Origin of the sequence: Pseudomonas sp. HMSC067G02 (assembly GCF_001813485.1) — a bacterium.
GTDB classification, from domain to species: domain Bacteria; phylum Pseudomonadota; class Gammaproteobacteria; order Pseudomonadales; family Pseudomonadaceae; genus Pseudomonas; species Pseudomonas aeruginosa.
In genome coordinates, this window is sequence record NZ_KV812697.1 from 134,864 (window position 1) to 156,740 (window position 21,877).

A 21,877-nucleotide genomic window follows, 5' to 3' on the forward strand; every position below is an offset into this window, starting at 1 on the left:
TTCTCCTCTTTCGAAAATCACAGGGGTTTCTTCGCCGTCGCGTCGACGGACGCTTCCGCCGGCACGCGCGGCCGCAGGTGGATGCAGGCGATCGCCAGCGCGCCGATCACGCCAGGCGCGGCGAAGGCCAGGAAGTTCTGCTGGAACGGCAGCTCCAGGGCCAGCAGGCTGCCGCCGAGCATCGGCCCGGCGATGGCGCCGAGGCGGCCGACACCGGCGGCCCAGCCGACCCCGGTGGAGCGCACCCAGGCCGGGTAGAACTGCGCGGCGTAGGCATGGATCACCGCCAGGGTGCCGATGGTGGTGGCGCCGGCCACCACCAGCAGGCCGTTGAGCAGCCAGGGGCCTGGCCCCAGGCCGAGGGCCGCCAGGGAGGCCGCGGCCAGGGCGAAGAACAGCACCAGGGTGCGGCCGGCGCCGAGGCGGTCGGCCAGCCAGCCGCCGAACAACGCACCGAGGGTCGCCCCGACATTCAGGGTGACGAGGAACGCCAGGCTCGAACCGAGGGCGTAGCCGCCGCCGGCCATCAGCTTCGGCAACCAGGTGTTGAGCCCGTAGCTCATCAGCATGCACATGGCGAAGGCCACCCACAGCAACAGGGTGCCCAGTGCCTGGCGCCCCTCGAACAACTGGGCGACCCGTCCGCTCGGCGCTTCGGCCGCGACAGCGTTCGCCCGCTCGGCGCCGGGCCGGTAGTCGGGATCGACCTTGCGCAGCAGCGCGTCCAGTTCGGCGCGGCGGCCCTTGAGTTCGAGGAACGCCGCCGACTCCGGCAACCAGCGCAACATCAGCGGCACCGCCAGTACCGGCAGCACCGCCACGTAGAACACCGATTGCCAGCCCCAGGCGGGGATCATGGCGATCGCCAGTAGCGCCGAGAGCACCGCGCCCACCGAGTAGAAGGCCGACATCACCGTGACCAGGGTGCTGCGCCGCCCGGCCGGAGCGAATTCGCTGATCAGGTTGATCGCGCTGGGCACCAGCGCGCCCAGCGCCAGGCCGGTGAAAAAGCGTCCGGCGCCCAGTTCCAGCGGGTCGCGGGCATGGCCGGTGAGGAAGGCGGCGAGGCTCGCCAGCAGGGTGGTGGCGATCACCAGGCGGCGCCGGCCGAAGCGGTCCGCCAGCGGCGCCAGCAGGGTGCCGCCGAAGAGCATGCCGAACAGCGCGCAACTGCCGAGGGTGCCGGCCTGCACCGGGCTCAGCTGCCACTCCTGCATCAGGCGTGGCACCACCGAGCCGTAGATGACCATGTCGTAGCCGTCGAACAGCATGATGAAACACCCCCAGCCGAGGATCAGCCAGTGAGTACGGTTAAAGCGGGCAGCGTCGATCACCGCCGCAGCGGATTGCCTGTTCATACCAACCTCTCTCTTGTTCTTGTTATGGGCGCACGCGGGCGTCGGTCGGCACCGCCCACTCTGGCATGGGGCGGCGCCGTGGAACATCAGGGTTCGATGGTTTGCGTCGGCACCTCGATCAAAACCGGGCGATCAGCGGCCAGGGCATGCTTCAAGGCGCTTTCTAGCTCTTCGCGGGTGGCCGCGTGGAGCGCCTCGACGCCATAGCCGCGGGCGATCGCGCAGAAGTCCAGGCCGGGCACGTCGAGCCCCGGCGCATCGGGCACCTCGAGCACCCCGGCGAACCAGCGCAGGGCGCCGTAGGTACCGTTCTTGAGGATGATGAACACCGCCGGCACACGGTATTGCGCGGCGCTCCAGAGTGCGGTGATGCCATAGTTGGCCGAGCCGTCGCCGATGATCCCGATCACCTGCCGCCGCGGCTGCGCCAGTTGCGCGCCGACCGCCGCCGGCAGGCCGAAGCCGAGTCCGCCGGCGGCCGGGAAGAAGTAGCTGCCCGGCTCGCGCATCTCCACGCGCTGCCAGAAGGCGGTCACGGTGGAAGTCGACTCCTTGACGAAGATGGCGTCGCGCGGCGCCAGCGCATCGATCACGTCGAACACGGTTTCCGGCCGCAGCGGTCCGCCCTCCTCGGCCAGCGCCGGCGGTCGCGGCAGCGCCTCGGGCAACGGCCGCGCACTGGGGCGGACCTGTTCGAGCAGTGCCTCGAGGGTCAGCGCGATGTCGCCGACCAACGCGTCGCCCATCGGCGCCCGTGCTGCTTCGCCGGGATCGCAGGTGACCTGCACCAGCTCGGCGCCGGCCGGCAGGTAATCGCCGGGGGCGAACTGGTGATAGCGGAACACCGGCGCGCCGACCACCAGGATCAGGTCGTGGCCGTCCAGCAGCCGGCTGATCCCGGCGATGGCCGCCGGCAGCACGCCGCGGAAGCAGGCATGGCGGGTGGGGAACGGACAGCGCGAGGCCGACGGCGCGACCCAGGCCGGCATCCGCAGCTTCTCCGCCAGTTGCACGGCCAGGCCGTTGGCATTCGCCCCGTCGACGTCCGGACCGAGCACCAGCACCGGGTTGCGCGAGCGCGACAGGCGCTCGCCGAGTTCGGCCAGCAATGCCGGCGCGGGCAGCGCGGCGCCGCTGACCTGGCGCGCGGCCAGGTGTTCGACACCGGCCGGCGCCGGTTGCGCCCAGTCGTCGTAGGGAATCGACAGGTACACCGGCGCCCGCGGCGGCAGGCTGGCGGTCTGGATCGCCTGGCTCAACGCGCGCGGCACATCCTGGGCGCAGGCCGGCTCGTGGCTCCATTTCACCAGCGGCTTGGGCAGTTGTCCGGCATCGACGTTGGCGAGCATCGCCTCGACCCCGATCATCGAGCGCACCTGCTGCCCGGCGGTGATGACCAGGGGGCTATGGGAGTACCAGGCGTTGGTCAGCGCGCCCATGCCGTTGCCGGTGCCCGCCGCCGCATGCAGGTTGACGAAGGCCGGGCGGCCGCTGGCCAGGGCGAAGCCATCGGCCATGCCGACCACCGCGCCCTCGTGCAGGCCGAGGATGTAGCGGAAATCCTCGGGGAAGTCCTTGAGGAACGGCAGCTCGTTGGAGCCGGGGTTGCCGAAGACGGTGGTCAGGCCGTGGCGACGGAGGATCTCGTAAGACGCGGAATGGACGGTTTTCATGCAGGCCTTCAAGCTCGTTTCCTGGATTTGCGCTACTGTTGCAGCCGCTCGATAATCAATCAAATCGATACTCTTTCTATAAAAAATAGAACTGGTCTATATGAGTCCGATCGATCTCAACCTGATCCGCACCTTCGTCACCCTCTACGAAGCGGGCAGCGTGACCCTCGCCGCGGAGCGCCTGTTCGTCACCCAGCCATCGGTGAGCTACGCCCTGGCGCGCCTGCGCGAACTGTTCGACGACGCGTTGTTCACCCGCACCCGCGACGGCATCCAGCCGACCTTCGTCGCCGAGCAGCTCTACGGCACCTTCCGCGAGTCGCTGACGCGCATCGAGGGCGCGGTACAGAGCGTTCGCCACTTCGATCCGGCGACCACCGAGCGACGTTTCCGCATCGCCCTCACCGATCTCGGCGAAGTGGGTTTCCTCTCGCTGATCCTCGAACGCCTGACCCGCGACGCGCCGTTCGCCGAAGTGGAAGTGCTGCCGCTGCAGGTGGACGAGGTCGGCGCCTGGCTGAGCAGCGCCAAGGTCGACGCGGCGATCTGCCGCCAGCCGGTGCCCGGCGCGCGCAGCCAGCGGGTCCTGCACGAGCGCTACGTGTGCCTGCTCAGCGACCGCCACCCGCGGATCGGCGACAGCCTGAGCCTGGAGCAGTACCTGGCCGAGCGGCACATCGTGGTGACCCGTACCTCCGGCCACGGCATCGCCGAGGACGTGCTCGAGGCCATGCAGGTGCAGCGCCGCATCAGCCTGCGGGTGCCGCACTTCTCGGTGCTGCCAAAGATCATTCCCGGTACCGAGCTGCTGACCATCCTGCCGGCGCAGATCGCCTATCGCTTCGTCGCCGAAGGCGGCATGCGCATGCTCGAACTGCCCTTCACCCTGCCGCCGTTCGACGTCTCCCTGCACTGGCACGAGAGCAGCGAACGCTCGGCGGCGCTGAACTGGTTCCGCACCACCATCGCCGAGGCGATCATCGCCGCCCAACGCTGAAACGCCGGCGGCCCTCACGCAGCGTCTCCCAGCGTCGGCGAGCGCTCGCGACGCCGCGCACCGAGCAGCGGCAACACGGCGGCCGCGGCGACGAACACCGCCGCGAACGCCCCATAGAAGGACAGCGGCTGCCAGCCGTCGTCGAGCAGGAGCCCGGCCACCAGCGGCGAGAGGATCGCCCCGCCGCGACCGACGCCGATCCCCCAGCCGACCCCGGTGGCGCGCACCGAAGCGTCGTAGAGGCTCGGCGCCAGGGCATACAGGCCGGCCACGCAGGCGTTGGCGCAAAGCCCGATCAGCAGTCCCAGCGGCAAGGCCGCGCCGGGCAGCCCGGCGCTCAGCGAGAACAGCGCGAGCAGAGCGGCGGTAAGCAGCATGAACAGCGCCAGCACCCGTTCCAGGCGAAAGCGCGCGGCAAGCCCGCCGAGCAAGGCGGCACCGAAGATCCCGCCGATGCTCAGCAGGGTGCCGCCGGTGATGCCCTGGGCGGTGGACAGGCCGGCGGCGACCAGCAGCTTCGGCGTCCAGCTCATGATGAAGTAGAAGCCGAACATCACCAGGAAAAACAGCGCCCAGAGCAGCAGCGTGGTACGTCGCTGGGCAACGCAAAGCAACCGGGCGAGGCGGCTACCGTGCTCCGCTCCGCCACCGGGCGGGCTCGGCAGTTCCGCGAGCGCCGCGCGGCCCAGGCGCCGGGCCAGCGCGTTGACCCGTTGCAACGCCCGCGGCGGCCGGCGCGCCAGGAGGAAGTCCAGCGACTCCGGCAGGCACAGGCAGACCAGCGGGATCACCGCCAGGGTCAGGCCAGCGCCGAAGACGAACACCGAGCGCCAGCCCCAGGCGCCGATCAGCCATACCGCGAGCAGTCCGCCAAGGGTCGCGCCGAGCGCGTAGCCGGTGGACTGCAGGCTTACCGCCAGGCCGCGCCAGCGGCGCGAGGCGTACTCGCTGGCGATCACGTTGCTGCTGGCGAGGATGCCGCCGATACCCAGTCCGGTCAGCCCGCGCAGCAACGCCAGTTGCCAGGCCGCCTGGCTCAGCGCCGAGGCGAGCATGCCCAGGCCCGACAGCGCCAGGCAGGCGAGGATCAGCGGGCGGCGCCCCCAGCGGTCGGCCCAGGGCGCGATGAACAGCGAGCCGGCGGCCATGCCGAAAAGGCCGGCGCTGAGCAGCAGGCCGATCTCGGCGCCGCCCAGGTTCCATTCGGCGGCCACCGAGGATGCGGTGAAGGCCATCACCAGCACGTCGAAGCCATCGATCAGGTTGAGCACGATGCACACAGCCACCGCCAGCCACTGGAACGGCCGCATCGGTTCGTCGTCGAGAGCGCGGCGCAAGTCCCGGTTCATGGGCGGCCCTCCCCGAGCGGACAGGAAAGAAGCGACGGCAGGCGGGAGCGAGGCGCGGGAATGCAGGAATCCATCATCGGGAAGACCCTTTTTCTTGTTGTTGTAGGCACGGCAAGCGCAGGCACCCTGGCACCGTTGCGTCGATGCCGCAATCCTATTGGATCCATTTGTGCGACAAGAAAACGGAAGGCCAGCGGATATCCCACTGTCAGCGAAATCCTAGAAAGGCTCTGGAACGAGATAATTGAGCGATTTATTCCTGAAGTTTTTTATGTGCGACTATCGAACGGATTATTTTTTGTACAGAAGCGGTTGACTTGGAAAAGTTGCCTCGCGAATCATTGGATCCAATTACAAAAACAACGAGAGGATCCGACGATGTTTCCGAAGAACGCCTGGTACGTGGCCTGCACCCCCGACGAACTGGCCGGCAAGCCGCTCGGCCGACGCATCTGCGACGAGCCGATGGTTTTCTACCGAGGCGAGGACGGCCGCGTGGCGGCCCTCGAGGATTTCTGCCCGCACCGTGGCGCGCCGCTGTCGCTGGGCTTCGTCGAGGACGGCGTGCTGGTCTGCGGCTACCACGGCCTGGCGATGGGCGAGGACGGTCGCACCCGCGCGATGCCCGGCCAGCGGGTCCGCGGCTTCCCCTGCATCCGTCGCTTCCCGGTGCAGGAGCGGCACGGCTTCGTCTGGGTCTGGCCGGGCGCGGAAGAACAGGCCGACGCCGCGCTGATACCCCGCCTGGAATGGGCGGAAAGCCCCGATTGGGCCTATGGCGGCGGGCTGTACCACATCCACTGCGACTATCGCCTGATGATCGATAACCTGATGGACCTGACCCACGAGACCTATGTCCATGCGTCCAGCATCGGCCAGAAGGAAATCGACGAGGCCGCGCCGACCACGCGGGTGGAAGGCGACGAGGTGATCACCAGCCGCCACATGCAGAATGTCATGGCCCCGCCGTTCTGGCGCATGGCCCTGCGCGGCAACGGCCTGGCCGACGACGTGGCGGTGGACCGCTGGCAGATCTGCCGCTTCACGCCGCCCAGCCACGTGCTGATCGAGGTCGGCGTGGCCCACGCCGGCCACGGCGGCTACCAGGCGCCGGCGGAGCGCAAGGCGGCGAGCATCGTGGTCGACTTCATCACCCCGGAGAGCGCCACTTCCATCTGGTACTTCTGGGGCATGGCGCGCAACTTCCAGGCCCACGACCAGGCGCTTACCGAGAGCATTCGCGAAGGCCAGGGAAAGATCTTCGGCGAAGACCTGGAAATGCTCGAAAGCCAACAGCGCAACCTGCTGCGCCATCCACGGCGCGACCTGCTGAAACTGAACATCGACGCCGGCGGCGTGCAGGCCCGGCGCATCATCGAGCGCCTGCTGGCGGACGAGCGCCAGGCCGCCGCCCCCAACCGCGCCCAGGCCTGACGGGAGCCTTCGCCATGATCGAGGTCATCGTCGGCGCCATCCGCCTGGAGGCGCAGGATATCCACAGCTTCGAACTGTTCCGGGCCGACGGGGCGGCACTGCCGTCCTTCGAGCCGGGCGCGCACATCGACCTGCACCTGCCCAACGGCCTGGTCCGCCAGTACTCCCTCTGCGGCCCCGCCGAACGGCCGCGCCACTACCGTATCGCCGTACTGCGCTGCCGCGACTCGCGCGGCGGCTCGGCCACGCTGCACGCCGAACTGCGGGTCGGCCAGCGGCTGCGCATCGGCGAGCCGCGCAATCTCTTCCCGCTGTCGCCGGAGCCCGGTCCGCGCCTGCTGTTCGCCGGCGGCATCGGCATTACGCCGCTGCTGGCGATGGCCGAACGCCTGGCCCGCGATGGCGCCGACTTCCAGTTGCACTACTGCGCGCATTCCGCCGAGCGCGCGGCCTTCGTCGACTATCTTGACCGGTGCGCCTTCGCCGACCGCGTGCACTGCCACTTCGACCACGGCGACAGCAGCCGCCGCGCGGACCTTCGCGCCCTGCTGGCGGCCAGTCCGCGCGACGCCCAGCTATACCTTTGCGGGCCGGCGGGCTTCATGCAGTGGATCGAAGAAAGCGCCCGTGAACTGGGCTGGGAAGCAAGCCGCTTGCATCGCGAGCACTTCGCCGCCGCGCCACGGGACGCCAATGCGGACGGCACCTTCGAAGTGCAGTTGGCGAGCAACGGGGCGCTGATCCGGGTCGCCGCCGGGCAGACCGTGCTGGCGGCCCTGCGCGAAGCCGGGGTGGACCTGCCGGCCTCCTGCGAGCAGGGCATCTGCGGCACCTGCCTGACCCGCGTGCTGGACGGCGAGCCGGAGCATCGCGACCTCTACCTCAGCGAAGAGGAGCAGGCCGCCAACGATTGCTTCACGCCCTGCTGTTCGCGTTCGCGCAGCCCACGGCTGGTGCTGGATCTCTAGTCGGCGGCGACGTCGCCGTGAAGCACGGTGACGCCCTTCCGCGCCGGATCGAAGTAGTCGGCGTAGCGCAAGGTCGCGTTGGCGTGCTCGCGCATGATCGCCTCGGCGCGCGCGCCCTGGCCGTTGACCAGCGCGTCGACCACCGCGTGGTGCTGCATGTGGGCGAAGTTGAAACGGCGGAATTCCTGCTCGAGATTGTCGCGATCCACCGCCAGGGCGCTCACCGAGGCGAACGGCAGGTGGTCGTTGCGCGCCAGCGCCACGGCGATCGCCGGGTTGCCACTGGCCTCGATGATGGTGCGGTGGAAGCGCATGTTCATGCGCTGGTAGCGCTCCAGCTCCTCCAGCAGGACCTGGCCGTTGGCGAACAACCGGTCGCCCTCGGCCAGGCATTCCTCCAGGGTCGCCCGTGCCTCGGCGGACAGCCCGCGCTCGGCCGCCTGGCGCGCCGCCAGGCCTTCCAGCACGCCGCGCACCTCGACCGCGCCGGCGATATCCTCGCGGGTCACTGCGCGCACCCTGTAGCCGCGCCCGGTCTTGCACAGCAGGCCTTCCTGCTCGAGGGTACGCAGAGCGATGCGCACCGGCATGCGCGAGACCTGCAGGCGTTCGGCGGTGGGAATCTCGACGATGCGCTCGCCGGCGGCGAGTTCGCCGGAAGCGATCAGCTTGCGCAGCTCGGCCAGCACGCGTTGGCCCGGTTTGCTCATGGAATTCGCTTATTCGATCGGGACGACCGGGGCATCATAGCGCGCCCCGGCCGCCTCCGCCGGTCAGCTTTCGCGGTGGATGGCGAAGCCGGCCCAGGACTGGCTCACCGGCATGATCTCGAGGCTGTTGATGTTCAGGTGGGCGGGCTGGTTCATGATCCAGAAGATGGTCTCGGCGATGTCTTCCGGCTGGATCGGATGGGCCCCGGCGTAGGTCTTGTCGTAGCGCGCCTGGTCGCCGCCGAAGCGGACCAGGGAGAACTCGCTCTCGCACAGCCCCGGCTCGAGGTTGGTCACGCGCACCCCGGTGCCCTGCAGGTCGCAACGCAGGTTCAGGGAGAATTGCTCGACGAAGGCCTTGGTGCCGCCGTAGACATGGCTACCCGGATAGGGCCACTTGCCGGCCACCGAACCCAGGTTGACGATGCTCGCCCCGGCGCCGTGGGCGATCAGCCGCGGCAGCAGCAGGCGCGTGCTGTAGAGCAGGCCCTTGATGTTGGTGTCGACCATGGTGTCCCAGTCGTCCAGGTCGCAGGACTGCGCCGGGTCGGTGCCCAGCGCCAGGCCGGCGTTGTTGATCAGGCCGCGCAGGGTGGCGAACTCTTCCGGCAGGTTGTCCACGGCCGCGCTCATCGCCGCGCGGTCGCGCACGTCCAGGGTCAGCGGCAGCACCCGGGTCTTCGCCGAAAGCTCGCCGGCCAGGGCCTGCAGACGCTCCTCGCGACGGCCGGTGAGCACCAGCGACCAGCCGGCCTCGGCGAAACGACGGGCGCAGGCTTCGCCGAAGCCTGAGGTGGCGCCGGTGATGAACAGGGTGGACGACATGGGCATCTCCTCGTACGGGGCGGAAAAACGATGTCCGGGGATTCTAGAGCCTCGCCGTGCCCGGTTGGCCATACAGTTGCGCACGAGTTTGCCGAGGCGCCTGCTCAAGAAACGACCAACCTCGCGGAGCCCGCACCGTGCTTGGGCCGCAGCGAACAGCCACCAACTTGTCCACAGGGCGTCGCACAGTTTTCCTGAACAACTGTGGCAGCGGCATGACCACGCGCTGGGGATAAGTGCCCCGGCGCGAGCACTGATCATTTTCTGACCAGCCACGCCTAACCCTCGCCAATTCAGGGGCTTGGCGGTTCTTACCCACCTTATCCACAAGCCCCCGCACAGAAATCCTGAACAACCTCAGGCGGCGTTATCCACAACGCGGCGCGCGGCGACCAGGTCCTCCAGCGCATAACCCACCGACTTGAACAGGGTGATTTCCCCGGGATCGCCGCGCCGCCCTGCCCCGCCCAGCAAGTCGCGCAGTTCGGTGGATATCGCCTCGCGCCCGATGGCGCCTTCGGCGATCGCCTGCAACAGGTCGCCGGCCTCTTCCAGCGCGCCTGCGCGGGTATCCACCACGACCCGCGCGCGCGCCACCGCCAGGGCGTCAGTCTCGCGCATGGACGGCAGGAAGGCGCCGACCAGGTCGAGATGGACGCCCGGCTTCAGCCATGCGCCGCGCACCAGCGCTTCGCGGGAGGTGGTAACGCAACTGACGCAATCGGCCGCCTCCACCGCCGCGCGCAACCCGTCGGCCGCTCGCGCCGGGTAGCCCTCCTCGCGCAGCCGGGCGGCCAGCGCGGCGGCCTTGGCCGGATCGCGGCCCCAAATGTCGATGTGGCGATAGTCGCGCACGCAGGCGTGGGCCCGCACCATGTGCGCAGCCAGGGTTCCGCAGCCGACCACCAGCAGGCGCCGCGCATCGTCCCGCGCCAGGTAGTCGGCGGCCAGCGCCGAGCTGCAGGCGGTACGCCGGGCGGTCAGCTCCGAAGCCTCCAGCAACGCCAGCGGGCGACCGTCTTCGCCGTCGAACAGGGCGAACACCGCGGCCACCGCCGGCAGGCCACGCGCGCCGTTGCCGGGGAACACCGTCACCAGTTTCACGCCGATCCCCTCGCCGGCCTGCCACACCGGCATCTGTAGCAACGAGGCCTGCCCCGGCAAGGCATGGCAGCTGCGCAGCGGCGCACTGCAAGGCTTGGCCAGGCCGATGCGCAACGCCTCGATCAGTTGTGGATAAGACAGGCGCTCGGCGACCTCGGCGTTGCTGAAAAAGCGCAGGCTGTGCATAAGTCGAGTTTCCTCCGTCGCTGCAGGACAGCGCCCGCCCCGGCGGCCAGAGCGCCGAGGCGGGGCGCGCTCAATGTCCGCCGAGATAGGCGTTGCGCACCTCCTGGTTGCCGAGCAGTTCTTCGCCGCTGCCGCTCATGCGGATTTCCCCGGTGACCATCACGTAGGCGCGGTCGGAGAGCTTCAGCGCATGGTTGGCGTTCTGCTCGACGAGGAAGATGGTCATGCCGCTCCTGGCCAGCTCGCGCAGGGTCTGGAAGATCTGCTTGACCACGATCGGCGCCAGGCCCAGGGAGGGCTCGTCGAGCAACAGCAGCTTCGGCCGGCTCATCAGCGCGCGGGCGATGGCGAGCATCTGCTGCTCGCCGCCGGACATGGTCATGGCGCGCTGGTTGCGCCGCTCCTTCAGGCGCGGGAACAGCTCGAACATGCGCTGCATGTCCTCCTCGGCGTGGTCCATGCCGATGGGAATGGTACCCATCAGCAGGTTTTCCTCGACGCTCATGTCGGGGAACACCCGGCGTCCTTCCGGCGACTGCGCGATGCCGTTGGACGCCACGTAGTGCGCCGACTTCTGGCGGATGTCCTGGCCGCGATAGAGGATCTGCCCGGCCGCCGCGCGCGGCTGGCCGAAGATCGACATCAACAGCGTCGACTTGCCCGCGCCGTTGGCACCGATCAGGCTCACCGTCTCGCCCTCGTTGACCTGCAGCGAGACCTTCTTCAGCGCCTGGATCGGCCCGTAGAACACGTCCACCTCACGGAATTCCAGCAACGCCGCGCTCATGACAGCTCCTCTTCGTCGGCACCGAGATAGGCGGCGATCACCTTCTCGTCATGGCGGATCTGTTCGGGGTTGCCACGGGCGATCACGTCGCCGTGGTCGAGCACGATGATGTGGTCGGAGATGTTCATCACCATGCCCATGTCATGCTCGATCAGCAGTACGGTGATCCCGTGGTGGTCGCGCAGGTAGCGGACGATGTTGCTCAGGGCGTGGGTCTCGGCCGGGTTGAGGCCGGCGGCCGGTTCGTCCAGGCAGATGAGTTCCGGCCGCGTGCACATGGCCCGGGCGATCTCCAGGCGCCGCTGCTGGCCGTAGGACATCTCGCCGGCCAGGCGGTTGGCGCAGTCCACCAGGTCGACCACCTCCAGCCAGTAGAACGCGTGGTCCAGCGCCTCGCTCTCGGCGCGGCGATAGCCGGGAGTGTTGAGGATGCCGGCGAGCAGGTTGCGGTTGACGAACATGTGCTGCGCCACCAGCAGGTTCTCCACCACCGACATGTCCTTGAACAGGCGGATGTTCTGGAACGTCCGCGCCAGCCCGGCGCGGTTCACCAGGTGGGTGCCGCCGAACATCTTGTAGTAGAGGCGACTGCCCAGTTGCGGCGGCTTGACGAAGTCGTCCAGCTGGAACGGCTCGCCGAGCACCTGGATGACGTCCGTGGTGCGCCCCTGGGTGTTGAGCAGGATGTTGCCGCCGGTGGCCTTGTAGAAGCCGGTGAGGCAGTTGAACACGGTGGTCTTGCCGGCGCCGTTGGGGCCGATCAGCGCGGTGATCGAACCGCGCTCGACGTCGAGGTTGACGTCGTTGAGCGCCTTGATGCCGCCGAAGTGCATCATCAGGTGCTCGACGCTGAGGATCTTGTCGCTCATGGCGCCACCCCCTTGCGCGGGGCGAAGCCCACCCGGCTGATGCGGATCAGCCCGCGCGGCCGCCAGATCATCATCACCACCATGAGTATCCCGAGCAGCAGCACGCGGATGTCGGCGAAGCTGCGCAGCAGCTCCGGCGCCACGGTGAGGACGAAGGCGGCGATCACCACCCCGACCGTCGAGCCCATGCCGCCGAGCACGACGATGGCGAGGATCAGCGCCGACTCGAAGAAGTTGAACGAGGACGGGTTGACGAAGCCCTGGTAGCTGGCGAAGAACACCCCGGCCAGTCCCGCGGTGGAGGCGCCGAGCATGAACGCCGAGAGTTTCACCAGCACATGGTTGAGGCCCATCGCGCGACAGGCGATCTCGTCCTCGCGCAGCGCCTCCCAGGCGCGCCCGACCGGCATCCGGGTCAGCCGGTGCTTGATGTAGAGCACCAGCAGCACGACCAGGAACAGCACCACGTAGATGAACAGGAATTTCATGTTGGGGTTGTAGGCGATGCCGAGGAACTCGTGGATCGGCACCCCGCCATCCTTGGCCCGGCGGCCGAACTCCAGGCCGAGGAAGGTCGGCGCCGGCGCCGGCATGCCGTTCGGCCCGCCGGTGAAGGACAGCCAGTTGTTCAGTACCAGGCGGATGATCTCGCCGAAGCCCAGGGTGACGATCGCCAGGTAGTCGCCATGCATGCGCAACACCGGGAAGCCGAGGATCGCCCCGGCCACCGCGGCGGTCAGCGCGGCCAGCGGCAGGACGGTCCAGAAGCCCAGGCCGAGGTACTGGTAGCCCAGCGCCAGGCCATAGGCGCCAATGGCGTAGAAGGCCACGTAGCCGAGGTCGAGCAGCCCGGCGAGGCCGACCACGATGTTCAGGCCCAGGCCCAGCAGCACGTAGATCAGGCCGAGGATGACCACCGCCAGCAGGTACTTGCTGGCGAAGAACGGGAAGATCACCGCGGCCACCAGGATCAGCGGCACGATCCAGCGCAAGCGGGTCTTGTAGCCCGGCGGCAGGACGTGGACGCCGCTGCCAGCCCCCTCGAAGCGCTCCAGCACGGCCCGCCCACCGCGAGTCTGCAGGTAGAGGCTGAGCAGGAAGCGCCCGGCCATCACGATCGCGATGATCCAGCCGACCCGCTCGTAATGCAGGTTGAAGCCGTAGCCGTCGAGGACCACGCCGACGATGGGGCCGAACACCACCAGGGCGATCAACCCGGAGAGCACGGCATCGACGACGCACTGCTTGAGATCGATGGAAGTCTCGTTGCTCATCGTCGTCCCCTTACACCTTGGCGATCTGCGGGCGGCCGAGCAGGCCCTGGGGACGGAAGATCAGGATCAGTACCAGCAACGAGAAGGCGAACACGTCCTTGTAGTCGGTGTTGACCATCCCCGAGAACTGCGCCTCGGCCACTCCCAGCACCAGGCCGCCGAGCATCGCCCCGGGCAGCGAGCCGATGCCGCCGAGCACCGCCGCGGTGAACGCCTTGATGCCGATGATGAAGCCGGCGTAAAAGTCGAAGGTGCCGTAGTTCATGGTGATCAGCACCCCGGCAAGGGCGGCCATCGCGGCGCCGATGACGAACACGTAGGAGATCACCCGGTCGGTGTTGATCCCCAGGATCGAAGCCATCTTGCGGTCCTGCTGGGTCGCCCGGCACATGCGCCCGAGCTTGGTGTAACGGATCACGTAGGTCAGCACTGCCATGCCGATCAGCGAAGCGATCAGGATGAACAGCTTGGTGTAGGTGAGCTGGACGAAACCGTCGCCGACGTGGAATTTCAGGGCGCCGTCGAGCAGGGTCGGGATCCCCTGCTGGCGCGGTCCCTGTGCCACCTGCACGTAGTTCTGCAGAATCAGCGACATGCCGATCGCCGAGATCAGCGGCGCCAGGCGCGTGGAGTTGCGCAGCGGCTTGTAGGCGATGCGCTCGATCACCCAGCCGTAGGTGCAGGTCACCAGCACGGTGAACAGCAAGGTGCCGAGGATCAGCAGCGGGAAGTTCTGCAGGCCGAAGAAGGCCAGCAGGGCAAGGGCGATGGCCGACAGGTAGGCGGAGATCATGTACACCTCGCCGTGGGCGAAGTTGATCATGCCGATGATGCCGTAGACCATGGTGTAGCCGATGGCGATGAGGCCGTAGACCGAGCCGAGGGTCAGCCCGTTGATCATTTGCTGGAGGAAGATGCCGTCCATTTTTCAGTCTCTTCAGGGCGAATCGCGACGGCCTTTGTAAGGCGCGCCGGCGCTCGCCGGTGAAAGCGGACGGGTGCTACTGAAACGGCCCCGGATCGCGGGACTCCAGACCGACCACACGCAGACGTCTTCGGTGAATCCGCACTACGGCGGCAAGCACGGGCGAGCACTTCAGCAGCTCCCGGACTTACCCATGCGCCGGGTCTGTGCCCGGCGCATGGCGGTCGAGCGCGATCAGGGCAACTGGTGGTACTTGCCCTTGTCGTCCCACTCGTAGACCACGTAGTCGGAGACTTTCAGGTCGCCCTTCTTGTCCCATTCCTTCTTGCCCATCACGGTCTGCACCAGATGCGACTTCAGCCACTCGGCGGCCTTGGCCGGATCGTTGGCGCCGGCGCCGTTGAAGGCCGCCGCCAGGGACTGGATCGAGGCGTAGGAGTAGAGGGTGTAGCCTTCCGGCTCGAAACCGCCGGCACGGAACTTCTCCACCACCGCCTTGCCGTCGGGGATCAGCCGCGGGTCGGCGCCGAAGGTCATCAGCACGCCCTTGACGTACTGCGGACCGCCGGCGGTGGTCGCCAGTTCGTCGGTGACCACGCCGTCGTCGGACATGAACCTGGCGGTCAGTCCCTGTTCACGCATCTGCCGTACCAGCGGACCGGCTTCCGGATGCAGGCCGCCGAAGTAGACGACCTCGGCACCGGAGGCGCGGATCTTGGTAACCAGCGCGTTGAAGTCCTTCTCGCCGCGGGTCAGGCCCTCGTAGAGAACCTCTTTCACGCCGAGCTTGTTCAGTTGCGCCCTGGTGGCGTCCGCCAGGCCCTGGCCATAGGTGTCCTTGTCGTGGATCACCGCGACCTTCTTGGCCTTCAGCACCTTGACGATATAGTCGCCGGCGACCACGCCCTGCTGGTCGTCGCGGCCGCACATGCGGAACATCCCGGAGAGTCCGCGCTCGGTGACCTGCGGGTTGGTGGAACCGGGGGTGATGGCGATGATCCCGGCCTCGTCGTAGACCTCGGATGCGGGGATGGTCGAAGAAGAGCAGAAATGGCCGACCACGGCGATGGCCTTGTCCTGGTCCACCAGGCGGTTGGCCACGGCCACGGCCTGCTTCGGTTCGCAGGCGTCGTCGGCCTTGACCAGCTTGATCTTCTCGCCGTTGATCCCACCCGCCGCGTTGATGTCTTCCGCCGCCTGGGACGCGCCGCGCCAGTATTGCTCGCCGAAGGAGGCGTTGGCGCCGGTATGCGGTCCGGCCACGCCGATCACGACGTCGGCCAGCGCATGCGTGGAAAGACCCATCACGGATGAAACCGCGAGAGCCAGGATGCCTTTTCTGAACAGCTTCTTGGACATGGGGTGTTGCTCCTGAGGATGATGTTGGCGCTCGTAACTACGATGTTGTTGTTGTGTTTCGCTCAACAGGCAGAGCAAGCGGCGTGCCATTCGTTTTTTTCCTGAGTGGCCGGCCACAAGAACTTTAGCCCTCCTTTCCGTTTTTATCTTTGTTATTGGAAATCAGTCATTTAGACATTTCCCCGAATCCCCTTCGGAGAGCTACAGCCCAGGCTTCACAAGGCCTGAACCGTTCCTAGGAATAACTCTACAACGATATTGAAGTGGTTAGAAACTGCACGTCACTGGTGCGCTGCACGCACTAATTGAGGTCCTCTTTTTCAATGAAAGTGCAGGACAGAGCGGTTTTTAAAATTAATATGAACATGAACTTCCCGGGATTCGGTACTTGGCGGAAAAAGTCGATTCGAATACGACATGGACATATCCGTTAGCGACGCCACGTTCGGCGCAAAACCCTGTGACGGATTCGTCATAAGCCAGCGAATGCTCTATCGCGAGACTTGCCGGCAGTAATAAGCGTCGCCCGGCACTCCGGCAAGCGAGCTTTCCTCCCCACGTCATTCCGTTTATTCATATAACGCGTTCCGCCCGCTCCACCCGCGCCAGGAAACCCGCCATGCTGAACAAACGCCGCCTGCCGTCGATGACCGCCCTGCAATGCTTCGAAGCGGTAGCCCGGCACCTGAGCTTCACCCGCGCCGCCGAAGAGTTGAGCCTGACCCAAAGCGCCATGAGCAAGCAGGTCGCGCAACTCGAGGAGCAGTTGCAGCACGCCCTGTTCCGCCGGGTGCGCAAGCGCTTGCAACTGACCCCGGCCGGCGAGCTGTACCTGGCCGAGGTACGACGCATCCTGCAACAGGTAGAGCTGTCCACCCGCTTCCTGCTTTCCTACGGCGGCGAGACCGAAGTGCTGCGAGTGGCGACCCCGCCGACCTTCGGCGCGCGCTGGCTGATCCCGCAACTGAACGGCTGGCGCCACCGCCACCCGAACATCCACCTCGACCTGCGCCAGGAACTGGAACCGGACGACCTGCGCCAGGGCCATTGCGACCTGGCATTCTTCTTCGGCCCCGGCACCCTGCCGGGCGCCGAGTGCATACGCCTGTTCGGCGAACAACTGGTGGCGGTCTGCGCGCCATCCCTGCTGCCGGCCGGCGGACTGGACGAACCGACCCAACTGGCGGGGCTGGTGCTGCTGCAGAACGCCAGCCGCGCGGAGGCCTGGCACGACTGGTTCGCCAGCCTGGAGCGAAATTGCCAGGGTTGCTACCACGGTCCACGCTTCGACACCTTCTACATGTGCATCCGCGCCGCCCAGGCCGGTTGCGGGGTAGCCCTGCTACCGCGCTTCCTGGTCGAGGAGGAACTCGCCGAAGGCAAGCTGGCGATCGCCTGGCCGCACGCCCTGCCCAGCCAGGAGGCCTACTACCTGGCCTATCCCGAGCATGCCGCGGAAGTCCCCAAGGTGCGCCATTTCATCGAGTGGATGGTAGAGCGCCTGGAGCAGGAGCAACCCTCAGCGGGCCCCCGCCAGACGCGCCACGGCCCGGTTTGACGTTTCCGCTGCGCGGAACCATCTTTACTCTCACTCGGTTCACCTCGGAACGTCCCATGCTCACTGGCGTCACGGTTCGAATCCGCCTGCTGGTCCTGGCGCTGCTACCGCTGACGATGCTCGTCACGGTCATCGCGATGGCGCTGGCCAACGCCAGTCGACTCGATGCCAGCTTCCAGGACCTTTTCAACAACCGGATGAAGCCCATCAGCCAGCTCAAGATCGTCGCCGACGCCGTTGCGGTCAGCGTGGTCGACGCCCTGCACAAGTACCGTGCGGGGGTCTTCGATGAAGAGCGCCTGCAGCAGGAGTTGAGTGGGGCGCTGTCGCGCATCGAGAAGTCGTGGGCCGACTATTCCGCAGACCACCGGACTGCCGCCGAGAAGGAAATCATCGAGTCGCTGGTCCCCACCCTGGAACGGGTCAAGCGGATGACCCTGGCATACGGCGAGCAGGCCAGGGCCGGAAGCCTGCGAAACGTCGAGGCCGGCACGTTCAATCGCGAGATGTATGGTGCGTTCGATCCGCTGGGAACCGCGCTGTCGACGCTGATCGACCTGCAGCTCAGTGAAGGCGCCAAGCTCAACGAGCAGATGGAGAAACGCTACGACTCCATGCGCACCACCTTCCTGCTCATCGGCGCCGCAGCCCTGGTCCTCATCGTCGCCGCGGCCTGGTTCATCAGCCTGTCGATCATGCGCCCGCTTTCCGATCTGCGCGGGGTGATCCGCCGCGTGCAGGACTCCTCGAATCTCACGCTCCGCGCCGATGCGCGCGGGCGCGACGAAGTGTCCGATACGGCGCGCGCCTTCAATATGATGCTGGAAAGCCAGCAGGCGCTGCTTCGGCATCTCGCCGAGACAGCCAGGAAGCTCACCATCACCTCGGACGAGATGAGTGCCATCAGCAACCAGGTCAGCCATGTCGCCACGTCCCAGGGCGACCAGACCGACATGGTCGCCACGGCGGTACACCAGATGAGCATGGCGGTCCAGGACGTGGCGCGGAACGCCCAGGCCGCCGCAGCCAGCGCGGAATCGGCGAACAGCGAGGCGCACACCGGAACCGGACTCGTGCATGCGAACCTCGACGCCATCCAGGGCCTGTCGGTCATGGTCGGAGAGGCGGGAGCCGTCATCGACACGCTACGCAACAAGACCGAGGAAATCAGCACCGTTCTGGAAGTCATCCAGAACATCGCCCAGCAAACCAACCTGCTCGCCCTCAATGCCGCGATAGAAGCCGCACGGGCGGGCGAGGCCGGACGCGGGTTCGCGGTGGTCGCCGATGAAGTGCGCAGCCTGGCCACCAATACGCACAAGGCCACCGAAACCATCCGCGAGATGATCGAAGCCCTGCAGGCAGACGCCAGCAGCGCGGTCAGCGTGATGCAGCAGTCACGCGAGCAGGCCCAGGTCAGCGTCCAGCGCGCCCACGAGGCGGGAAAGGCGCTCGGTCTCATCGCCCAGGCGGTCGAAGGTATCGCCCAGAGCAACGCGCAGATATCCACGGCGACGGAAGAACAGACCGCCACCGCGAGCGAGGTCAGCCAGAACATCGACTCGCTCAATGCCAGCATCGGCGAAGTCGCCGAGGGCGCGGTGAAGACCTCCACCTCCAGTGTCGAGCTGGCGAAGCTGGCAAACGGACTGGAGCAGCAGATCCAGCGCTTCACCGTCTAGCAAGCGCGGCAGGGAGCGGCCTCACCGGCCCTGCCGCACCCGTTTGTCAGGACGCCAGCAGGCTGCGGTCGAAAACGAAGGCGCCGCCCGGCTTCGGGGTGAAATGCAGGACGTGTTGCGGGCGCCCCATGGGCGGACGCTGGCGTTCGCCGGTGTCCTCGACCCAGCCAGCCTCCTTCATCCGCTCCAGGCGCCCGCGCAGGCTGGAATGCTGGACTTCCTGGCCGATGGCGCACTCGAAGGCCTTCAGCGCCTCGGCCACGGTGAAGCGCGGCGCCAGCAGGAACAGCGGCAGGGCGCTGTACACCGACTTGCTCGCCAGGCGCTCGCAGGCCTGCTGTACCAGTTGGGCGTGGTCGAACGGCAGGGCGAAGCGCTCGCTGCGAACGTCGCGCAGCGGCACGAAGTCGAGGTCGTCGTCCTCCACCCGGGTGTCCGGACCGACCAGCACCAGGTAGAACACGCTCAGCGACCAGCCGCGCGGGTCGCGTACCGCGTTGCCGACCGTGGCCACCTGCTCGATGTAGGCCGGCTCCAGCCGCGCCTTGTCGCGCAGGGCGCGCACCGCCGCGTCGTCGAGGCTGTGGTCGGCGCTGCGGCCGTTGACCAGCACGCCGGGCAAGGCCCACTGGCCGGCGAAAGGCGCCTGGGCGCGGCGGATCAGCAACAGCTCCAGTCCGTGCCCGGGGTTCAGGCGCAACGCCACGATATCCACGCTGGCCAATACTTCCGCTGAACTCATCGTCACTCCTCTCTTCAGCCCGCCTGGCGTTCGCCGCCATAGCAGTGCAGTTCGTCCTTCACTTCCGGCAGGCACCAGGCCTCCGGTACCGCCAGCCCTTCACGCAGGCGCTGGCGGATCATCGAGCTGTGCAGCGGCAGCCGCTCCTCCGCCACCAGCCGGCCGAAGCGCCAGCACAATTCGGCAGCACGTTCGAAGCGCGGCAGTTCCGCCTCGTTGTCAGCGCCGATCAGCAGGGCGATCCGCGCTGACGCCAGGCCGCTACGCGCGGCCAGCGCTTCCAGCAGGTCGATGCTGTAGACCGCCGGACGATCGGGCATCAATCCTGCTTCGATCGGCTCGCAATACACCCGCCGCGGATCGATTCGCCGGGCCAGCCGCGCCAGCCAGCGGCAGCGCAGCTCGAAATCGCCCATGCGCTTGCCGAAGGCGTGGCGGTGGCTCGGCACCAGGGCGACCCGTTCGGCGCAAAGCAGCGCCCGGCGGATCACCGACTCATGGCCGGGGTGCGGCGGGTCGAACGCCCCACCGTAGACCGCGAGGGCGAAGTCGGGGGCGCGTCCGCCGCTCATCCCGGCAGGCAGTCGGCGAATCCGGGAACTTATTTCATCACGCATAGAAAATACCTTCCACTGCGAAATTTTGTAGTACAAGTGCTTGACGACTTATTTCACGTGATGAATTATGTACCCACATTCAGCCCCAACCCGTCAAGCGGAGGCTTCCATGAATCGCCCCAGCAAGATCGCCAGCTTCGATGTCGACGCCCAGAAAGGCTTCACCCCGCTGTGCCCGGACGAACTGCCGGTGCCCGGCGGCGACGCCATCGGCGCCGCCCTCAACCAACTGGCCAGCCGCGCCGCGCTGCGCCTGGGCAGCAAGGACGCGCACAGCCCGAAGGCTGCCTGGGTAGTGGAAAGCGCCGAGCAGATGCTGCGGCCGCTGGCCTATCCGGACGCCGACCTGACCTGGGTGAGCCACTGCGTACCGGGTACGCCGGGTTTCGAGCTGCTCGACGAACTGCCGCGGCCGATCGACTACGACTTCTTCGTCTGGAAGGGCGTGGAGCCGGACCTGCATCCCTACGGCGCCTGCTACCACGATCTGGCGGAACGCCGCAGCACCGGGGTCATCGAATACCTGAGGCAGAATGGCGTGAGCCATGTGCTGGTGGGTGGCCTGGCGCTGGACTACTGCGTGAAGAACACCGCCCTGCAACTGCGCCGCGCCGGTTTCGAGGTGCTGCTCTACCTGCCCGCCTGCCGGGCCATCGCCGAGGACACCGCGCAGCGGGCCTGCGACGAGATGCGCGACGCCGGGGTGATCCTCTGCGCCGACCTGGAACGACTGGATAGCGCCCTCGCCGGCGCCGACAAGGAGAAGTGAACATGGCCGAAAGCGTCTTTGCCGAGCGCATCGTGCAGAACCTGCTCGATACCGATTTCTACAAGCTGACCATGATGCAGGCGGTGCTGCACAACTACCCCAACGCCGAAGTGGAGTGGGAATTCCGCTGCCGCAACGCCGAGGACCTGCGTCCGTACCTGGCGGAGATCCGCTACCAGATCGAGCGCCTCGCCGAAGTCGAGGTAACCGCCGACCAGCTCGCCTTCCTCGAACGCATCCCGTTCATGAAGCCGGACTTCATCCGCTTCCTCAGCCTGTTCCGCTTCAACCTGCGCTACGTGCACACCGGCATCGAGGATGGCCAACTGGCGATCCGCCTGCGCGGCCCGTGGCTGCACGTGATCCTCTTCGAGGTGCCGCTGCTGGCCATCGTCAGCGAGGTACGCAACCGCTATCGCTACCGCGAGGTGGTCCTGGAACAGGTCGGCGAGCAGCTCTACCGCAAGCTCGACTGGCTCTCCGCCCAGGCCAGCAGCGAGGAACTCGCGGAATTCCAGGTCGCCGACTTCGGCACCCGCCGGCGCTTCTCCTACCGCACCCAGGAGGAAGTGGTGCATATCCTCAAGCGCGACTTCCCCGGGCGCTTCGTTGGCACCAGCAACGTGCACCTGGCCCGCGAGTACGATCTCAAGCCGATCGGCACCATGGCCCACGAATGGCTGATGGCCCA

19 protein-coding genes and 1 pseudogene are annotated in these 21,877 nt (G+C 67.2%); 7 read left to right on the top strand and 13 right to left on the bottom strand.

The genetic code is table 11. The features are described from left to right. Positions 1 to 17: 17 nt before the first annotated feature. Positions 18 to 1,358 carry an MFS transporter gene (locus HMPREF2914_RS19635; protein WP_020751175.1) on the bottom strand — a complete coding sequence of 447 codons (1,341 nt, stop codon included), beginning with the start codon at positions 1,356 to 1,358 and terminating at the stop codon, positions 18 to 20. 86 nt (positions 1,359 to 1,444) lie between these two features. Further along, on the bottom strand, positions 1,445 to 3,031 hold the full coding sequence (gene mdlC, locus HMPREF2914_RS19640) for a benzoylformate decarboxylase (protein ID WP_003109446.1): 1,587 nt from the start codon (positions 3,029 to 3,031) through the stop codon (positions 1,445 to 1,447). Positions 3,032 to 3,131: 100 nt separating this feature from the next. On the opposite strand from mdlC, the gene HMPREF2914_RS19645 reads away from it, so the two are divergent. Beyond that, a complete protein-coding gene (locus HMPREF2914_RS19645; RefSeq protein WP_003095545.1) occupies positions 3,132 to 4,028 on the top strand; it encodes a LysR family transcriptional regulator in 897 nt (298 codons plus the stop codon). A gap of 14 nt (positions 4,029 to 4,042) precedes the next feature. Here the strand turns inward: HMPREF2914_RS19645 and HMPREF2914_RS19650 are convergent, their stop codons facing one another. Further along, on the bottom strand, positions 4,043 to 5,377 hold the full coding sequence (locus HMPREF2914_RS19650; protein ID WP_023092676.1) for an MFS transporter: 1,335 nt from the start codon (positions 5,375 to 5,377) through the stop codon (positions 4,043 to 4,045). A gap of 378 nt (positions 5,378 to 5,755) precedes the next feature. Between HMPREF2914_RS19650 and HMPREF2914_RS19655 the strand changes: the two genes are divergently transcribed. After that, the gene (locus HMPREF2914_RS19655; protein WP_003099966.1) at positions 5,756 to 6,811 is read left to right on the top strand and encodes an aromatic ring-hydroxylating dioxygenase subunit alpha; all 1,056 of its coding nucleotides are present in this window, start codon (positions 5,756 to 5,758) and stop codon (positions 6,809 to 6,811) included. Between the two features lie 14 nt (positions 6,812 to 6,825). Then, the gene (locus HMPREF2914_RS19660; protein WP_003135490.1) at positions 6,826 to 7,779 is read left to right on the top strand and encodes a PDR/VanB family oxidoreductase; all 954 of its coding nucleotides are present in this window, start codon (positions 6,826 to 6,828) and stop codon (positions 7,777 to 7,779) included. On the opposite strand, the gene HMPREF2914_RS19665 is transcribed toward HMPREF2914_RS19660, so the two are convergent. From HMPREF2914_RS19665 to HMPREF2914_RS19700, 8 genes are all read right to left on the bottom strand, one after another. Further along, positions 7,776 to 8,489, bottom strand: a complete 714-nt coding sequence (locus HMPREF2914_RS19665) for a GntR family transcriptional regulator (RefSeq protein ID WP_003109450.1) — start codon at positions 8,487 to 8,489, stop codon at positions 7,776 to 7,778. The genes HMPREF2914_RS19660 and HMPREF2914_RS19665 overlap by 4 nt on opposite strands. Positions 8,490 to 8,552: 63 nt before the next feature. After that, positions 8,553 to 9,314 carry an SDR family oxidoreductase gene (locus HMPREF2914_RS19670; RefSeq protein ID WP_003095557.1) on the bottom strand — a complete coding sequence of 254 codons (762 nt, stop codon included), beginning with the start codon at positions 9,312 to 9,314 and terminating at the stop codon, positions 8,553 to 8,555. A gap of 357 nt (positions 9,315 to 9,671) precedes the next feature. Continuing rightward, on the bottom strand, positions 9,672 to 10,604 hold the full coding sequence (locus HMPREF2914_RS19675; RefSeq protein ID WP_023092677.1) for a bifunctional Delta(1)-pyrroline-2-carboxylate/Delta(1)-piperideine-2-carboxylate reductase: 933 nt from the start codon (positions 10,602 to 10,604) through the stop codon (positions 9,672 to 9,674). Between the two features lie 70 nt (positions 10,605 to 10,674). After that, on the bottom strand, positions 10,675 to 11,391 hold the full coding sequence (locus HMPREF2914_RS19680; protein WP_003095563.1) for an ABC transporter ATP-binding protein: 717 nt from the start codon (positions 11,389 to 11,391) through the stop codon (positions 10,675 to 10,677). After that, the gene (locus HMPREF2914_RS19685; RefSeq protein WP_003095566.1) at positions 11,388 to 12,260 is read right to left on the bottom strand and encodes an ATP-binding cassette domain-containing protein; all 873 of its coding nucleotides are present in this window, start codon (positions 12,258 to 12,260) and stop codon (positions 11,388 to 11,390) included. The genes HMPREF2914_RS19680 and HMPREF2914_RS19685 overlap by 4 nt, the downstream gene beginning before the upstream one ends. Further along, positions 12,257 to 13,534 carry a high-affinity branched-chain amino acid ABC transporter permease LivM gene (gene livM, locus HMPREF2914_RS19690; RefSeq protein WP_003161297.1) on the bottom strand — a complete coding sequence of 426 codons (1,278 nt, stop codon included), beginning with the start codon at positions 13,532 to 13,534 and terminating at the stop codon, positions 12,257 to 12,259. Before livM ends, HMPREF2914_RS19685 begins: the two co-directional genes overlap by 4 nt. A 10-nt stretch (positions 13,535 to 13,544) precedes the next feature. Continuing rightward, complete coding sequence (locus tag HMPREF2914_RS19695) at positions 13,545 to 14,459, bottom strand: ABC transporter permease subunit (protein WP_003095571.1); 915 nt, start codon at positions 14,457 to 14,459, stop codon at positions 13,545 to 13,547. A gap of 234 nt (positions 14,460 to 14,693) precedes the next feature. After that, a complete protein-coding gene (locus HMPREF2914_RS19700) occupies positions 14,694 to 15,818 on the bottom strand; it encodes a branched-chain amino acid ABC transporter substrate-binding protein (protein WP_023092678.1) in 1,125 nt (374 codons plus the stop codon). A gap of 619 nt (positions 15,819 to 16,437) precedes the next feature. On the opposite strand from HMPREF2914_RS19700, the gene HMPREF2914_RS19705 reads away from it, so the two are divergent. After that, positions 16,438 to 17,376 (top strand): LysR substrate-binding domain-containing protein, encoded by a 939-nt coding sequence (locus tag HMPREF2914_RS19705; protein ID WP_003095575.1) that lies wholly within the window; start codon positions 16,438 to 16,440, stop codon positions 17,374 to 17,376. Positions 17,377 to 17,432: 56 nt separating this feature from the next. Continuing rightward, the gene (locus HMPREF2914_RS19710; RefSeq protein WP_017148625.1) at positions 17,433 to 19,058 is read left to right on the top strand and encodes a methyl-accepting chemotaxis protein; all 1,626 of its coding nucleotides are present in this window, start codon (positions 17,433 to 17,435) and stop codon (positions 19,056 to 19,058) included. Between the two features lie 46 nt (positions 19,059 to 19,104). On the opposite strand, the gene HMPREF2914_RS19715 is transcribed toward HMPREF2914_RS19710, so the two are convergent. Together HMPREF2914_RS19715 and HMPREF2914_RS19720 are read right to left on the bottom strand one after the other, a co-directional pair. Beyond that, complete coding sequence (locus HMPREF2914_RS19715; RefSeq protein ID WP_003095579.1) at positions 19,105 to 19,800, bottom strand: NUDIX domain-containing protein; 696 nt, start codon at positions 19,798 to 19,800, stop codon at positions 19,105 to 19,107. A 14-nt stretch (positions 19,801 to 19,814) separates the two neighbouring features. Continuing rightward, the gene (locus tag HMPREF2914_RS19720; RefSeq protein WP_023092679.1) at positions 19,815 to 20,417 is read right to left on the bottom strand and encodes an adenylyltransferase/cytidyltransferase family protein; all 603 of its coding nucleotides are present in this window, start codon (positions 20,415 to 20,417) and stop codon (positions 19,815 to 19,817) included. A gap of 109 nt (positions 20,418 to 20,526) precedes the next feature. Between HMPREF2914_RS19720 and HMPREF2914_RS19725 the strand changes: the two genes are divergently transcribed. Next, entirely contained in the window at positions 20,527 to 21,186 is a 660-nt protein-coding gene (locus tag HMPREF2914_RS19725; protein ID WP_003095584.1) for a nicotinamidase, read from the top strand. Between the two features lie 2 nt (positions 21,187 to 21,188). Next, a pseudogene (locus tag HMPREF2914_RS19730) lies at positions 21,189 to 21,877 on the top strand (nicotinate phosphoribosyltransferase); the annotation flags it as partial.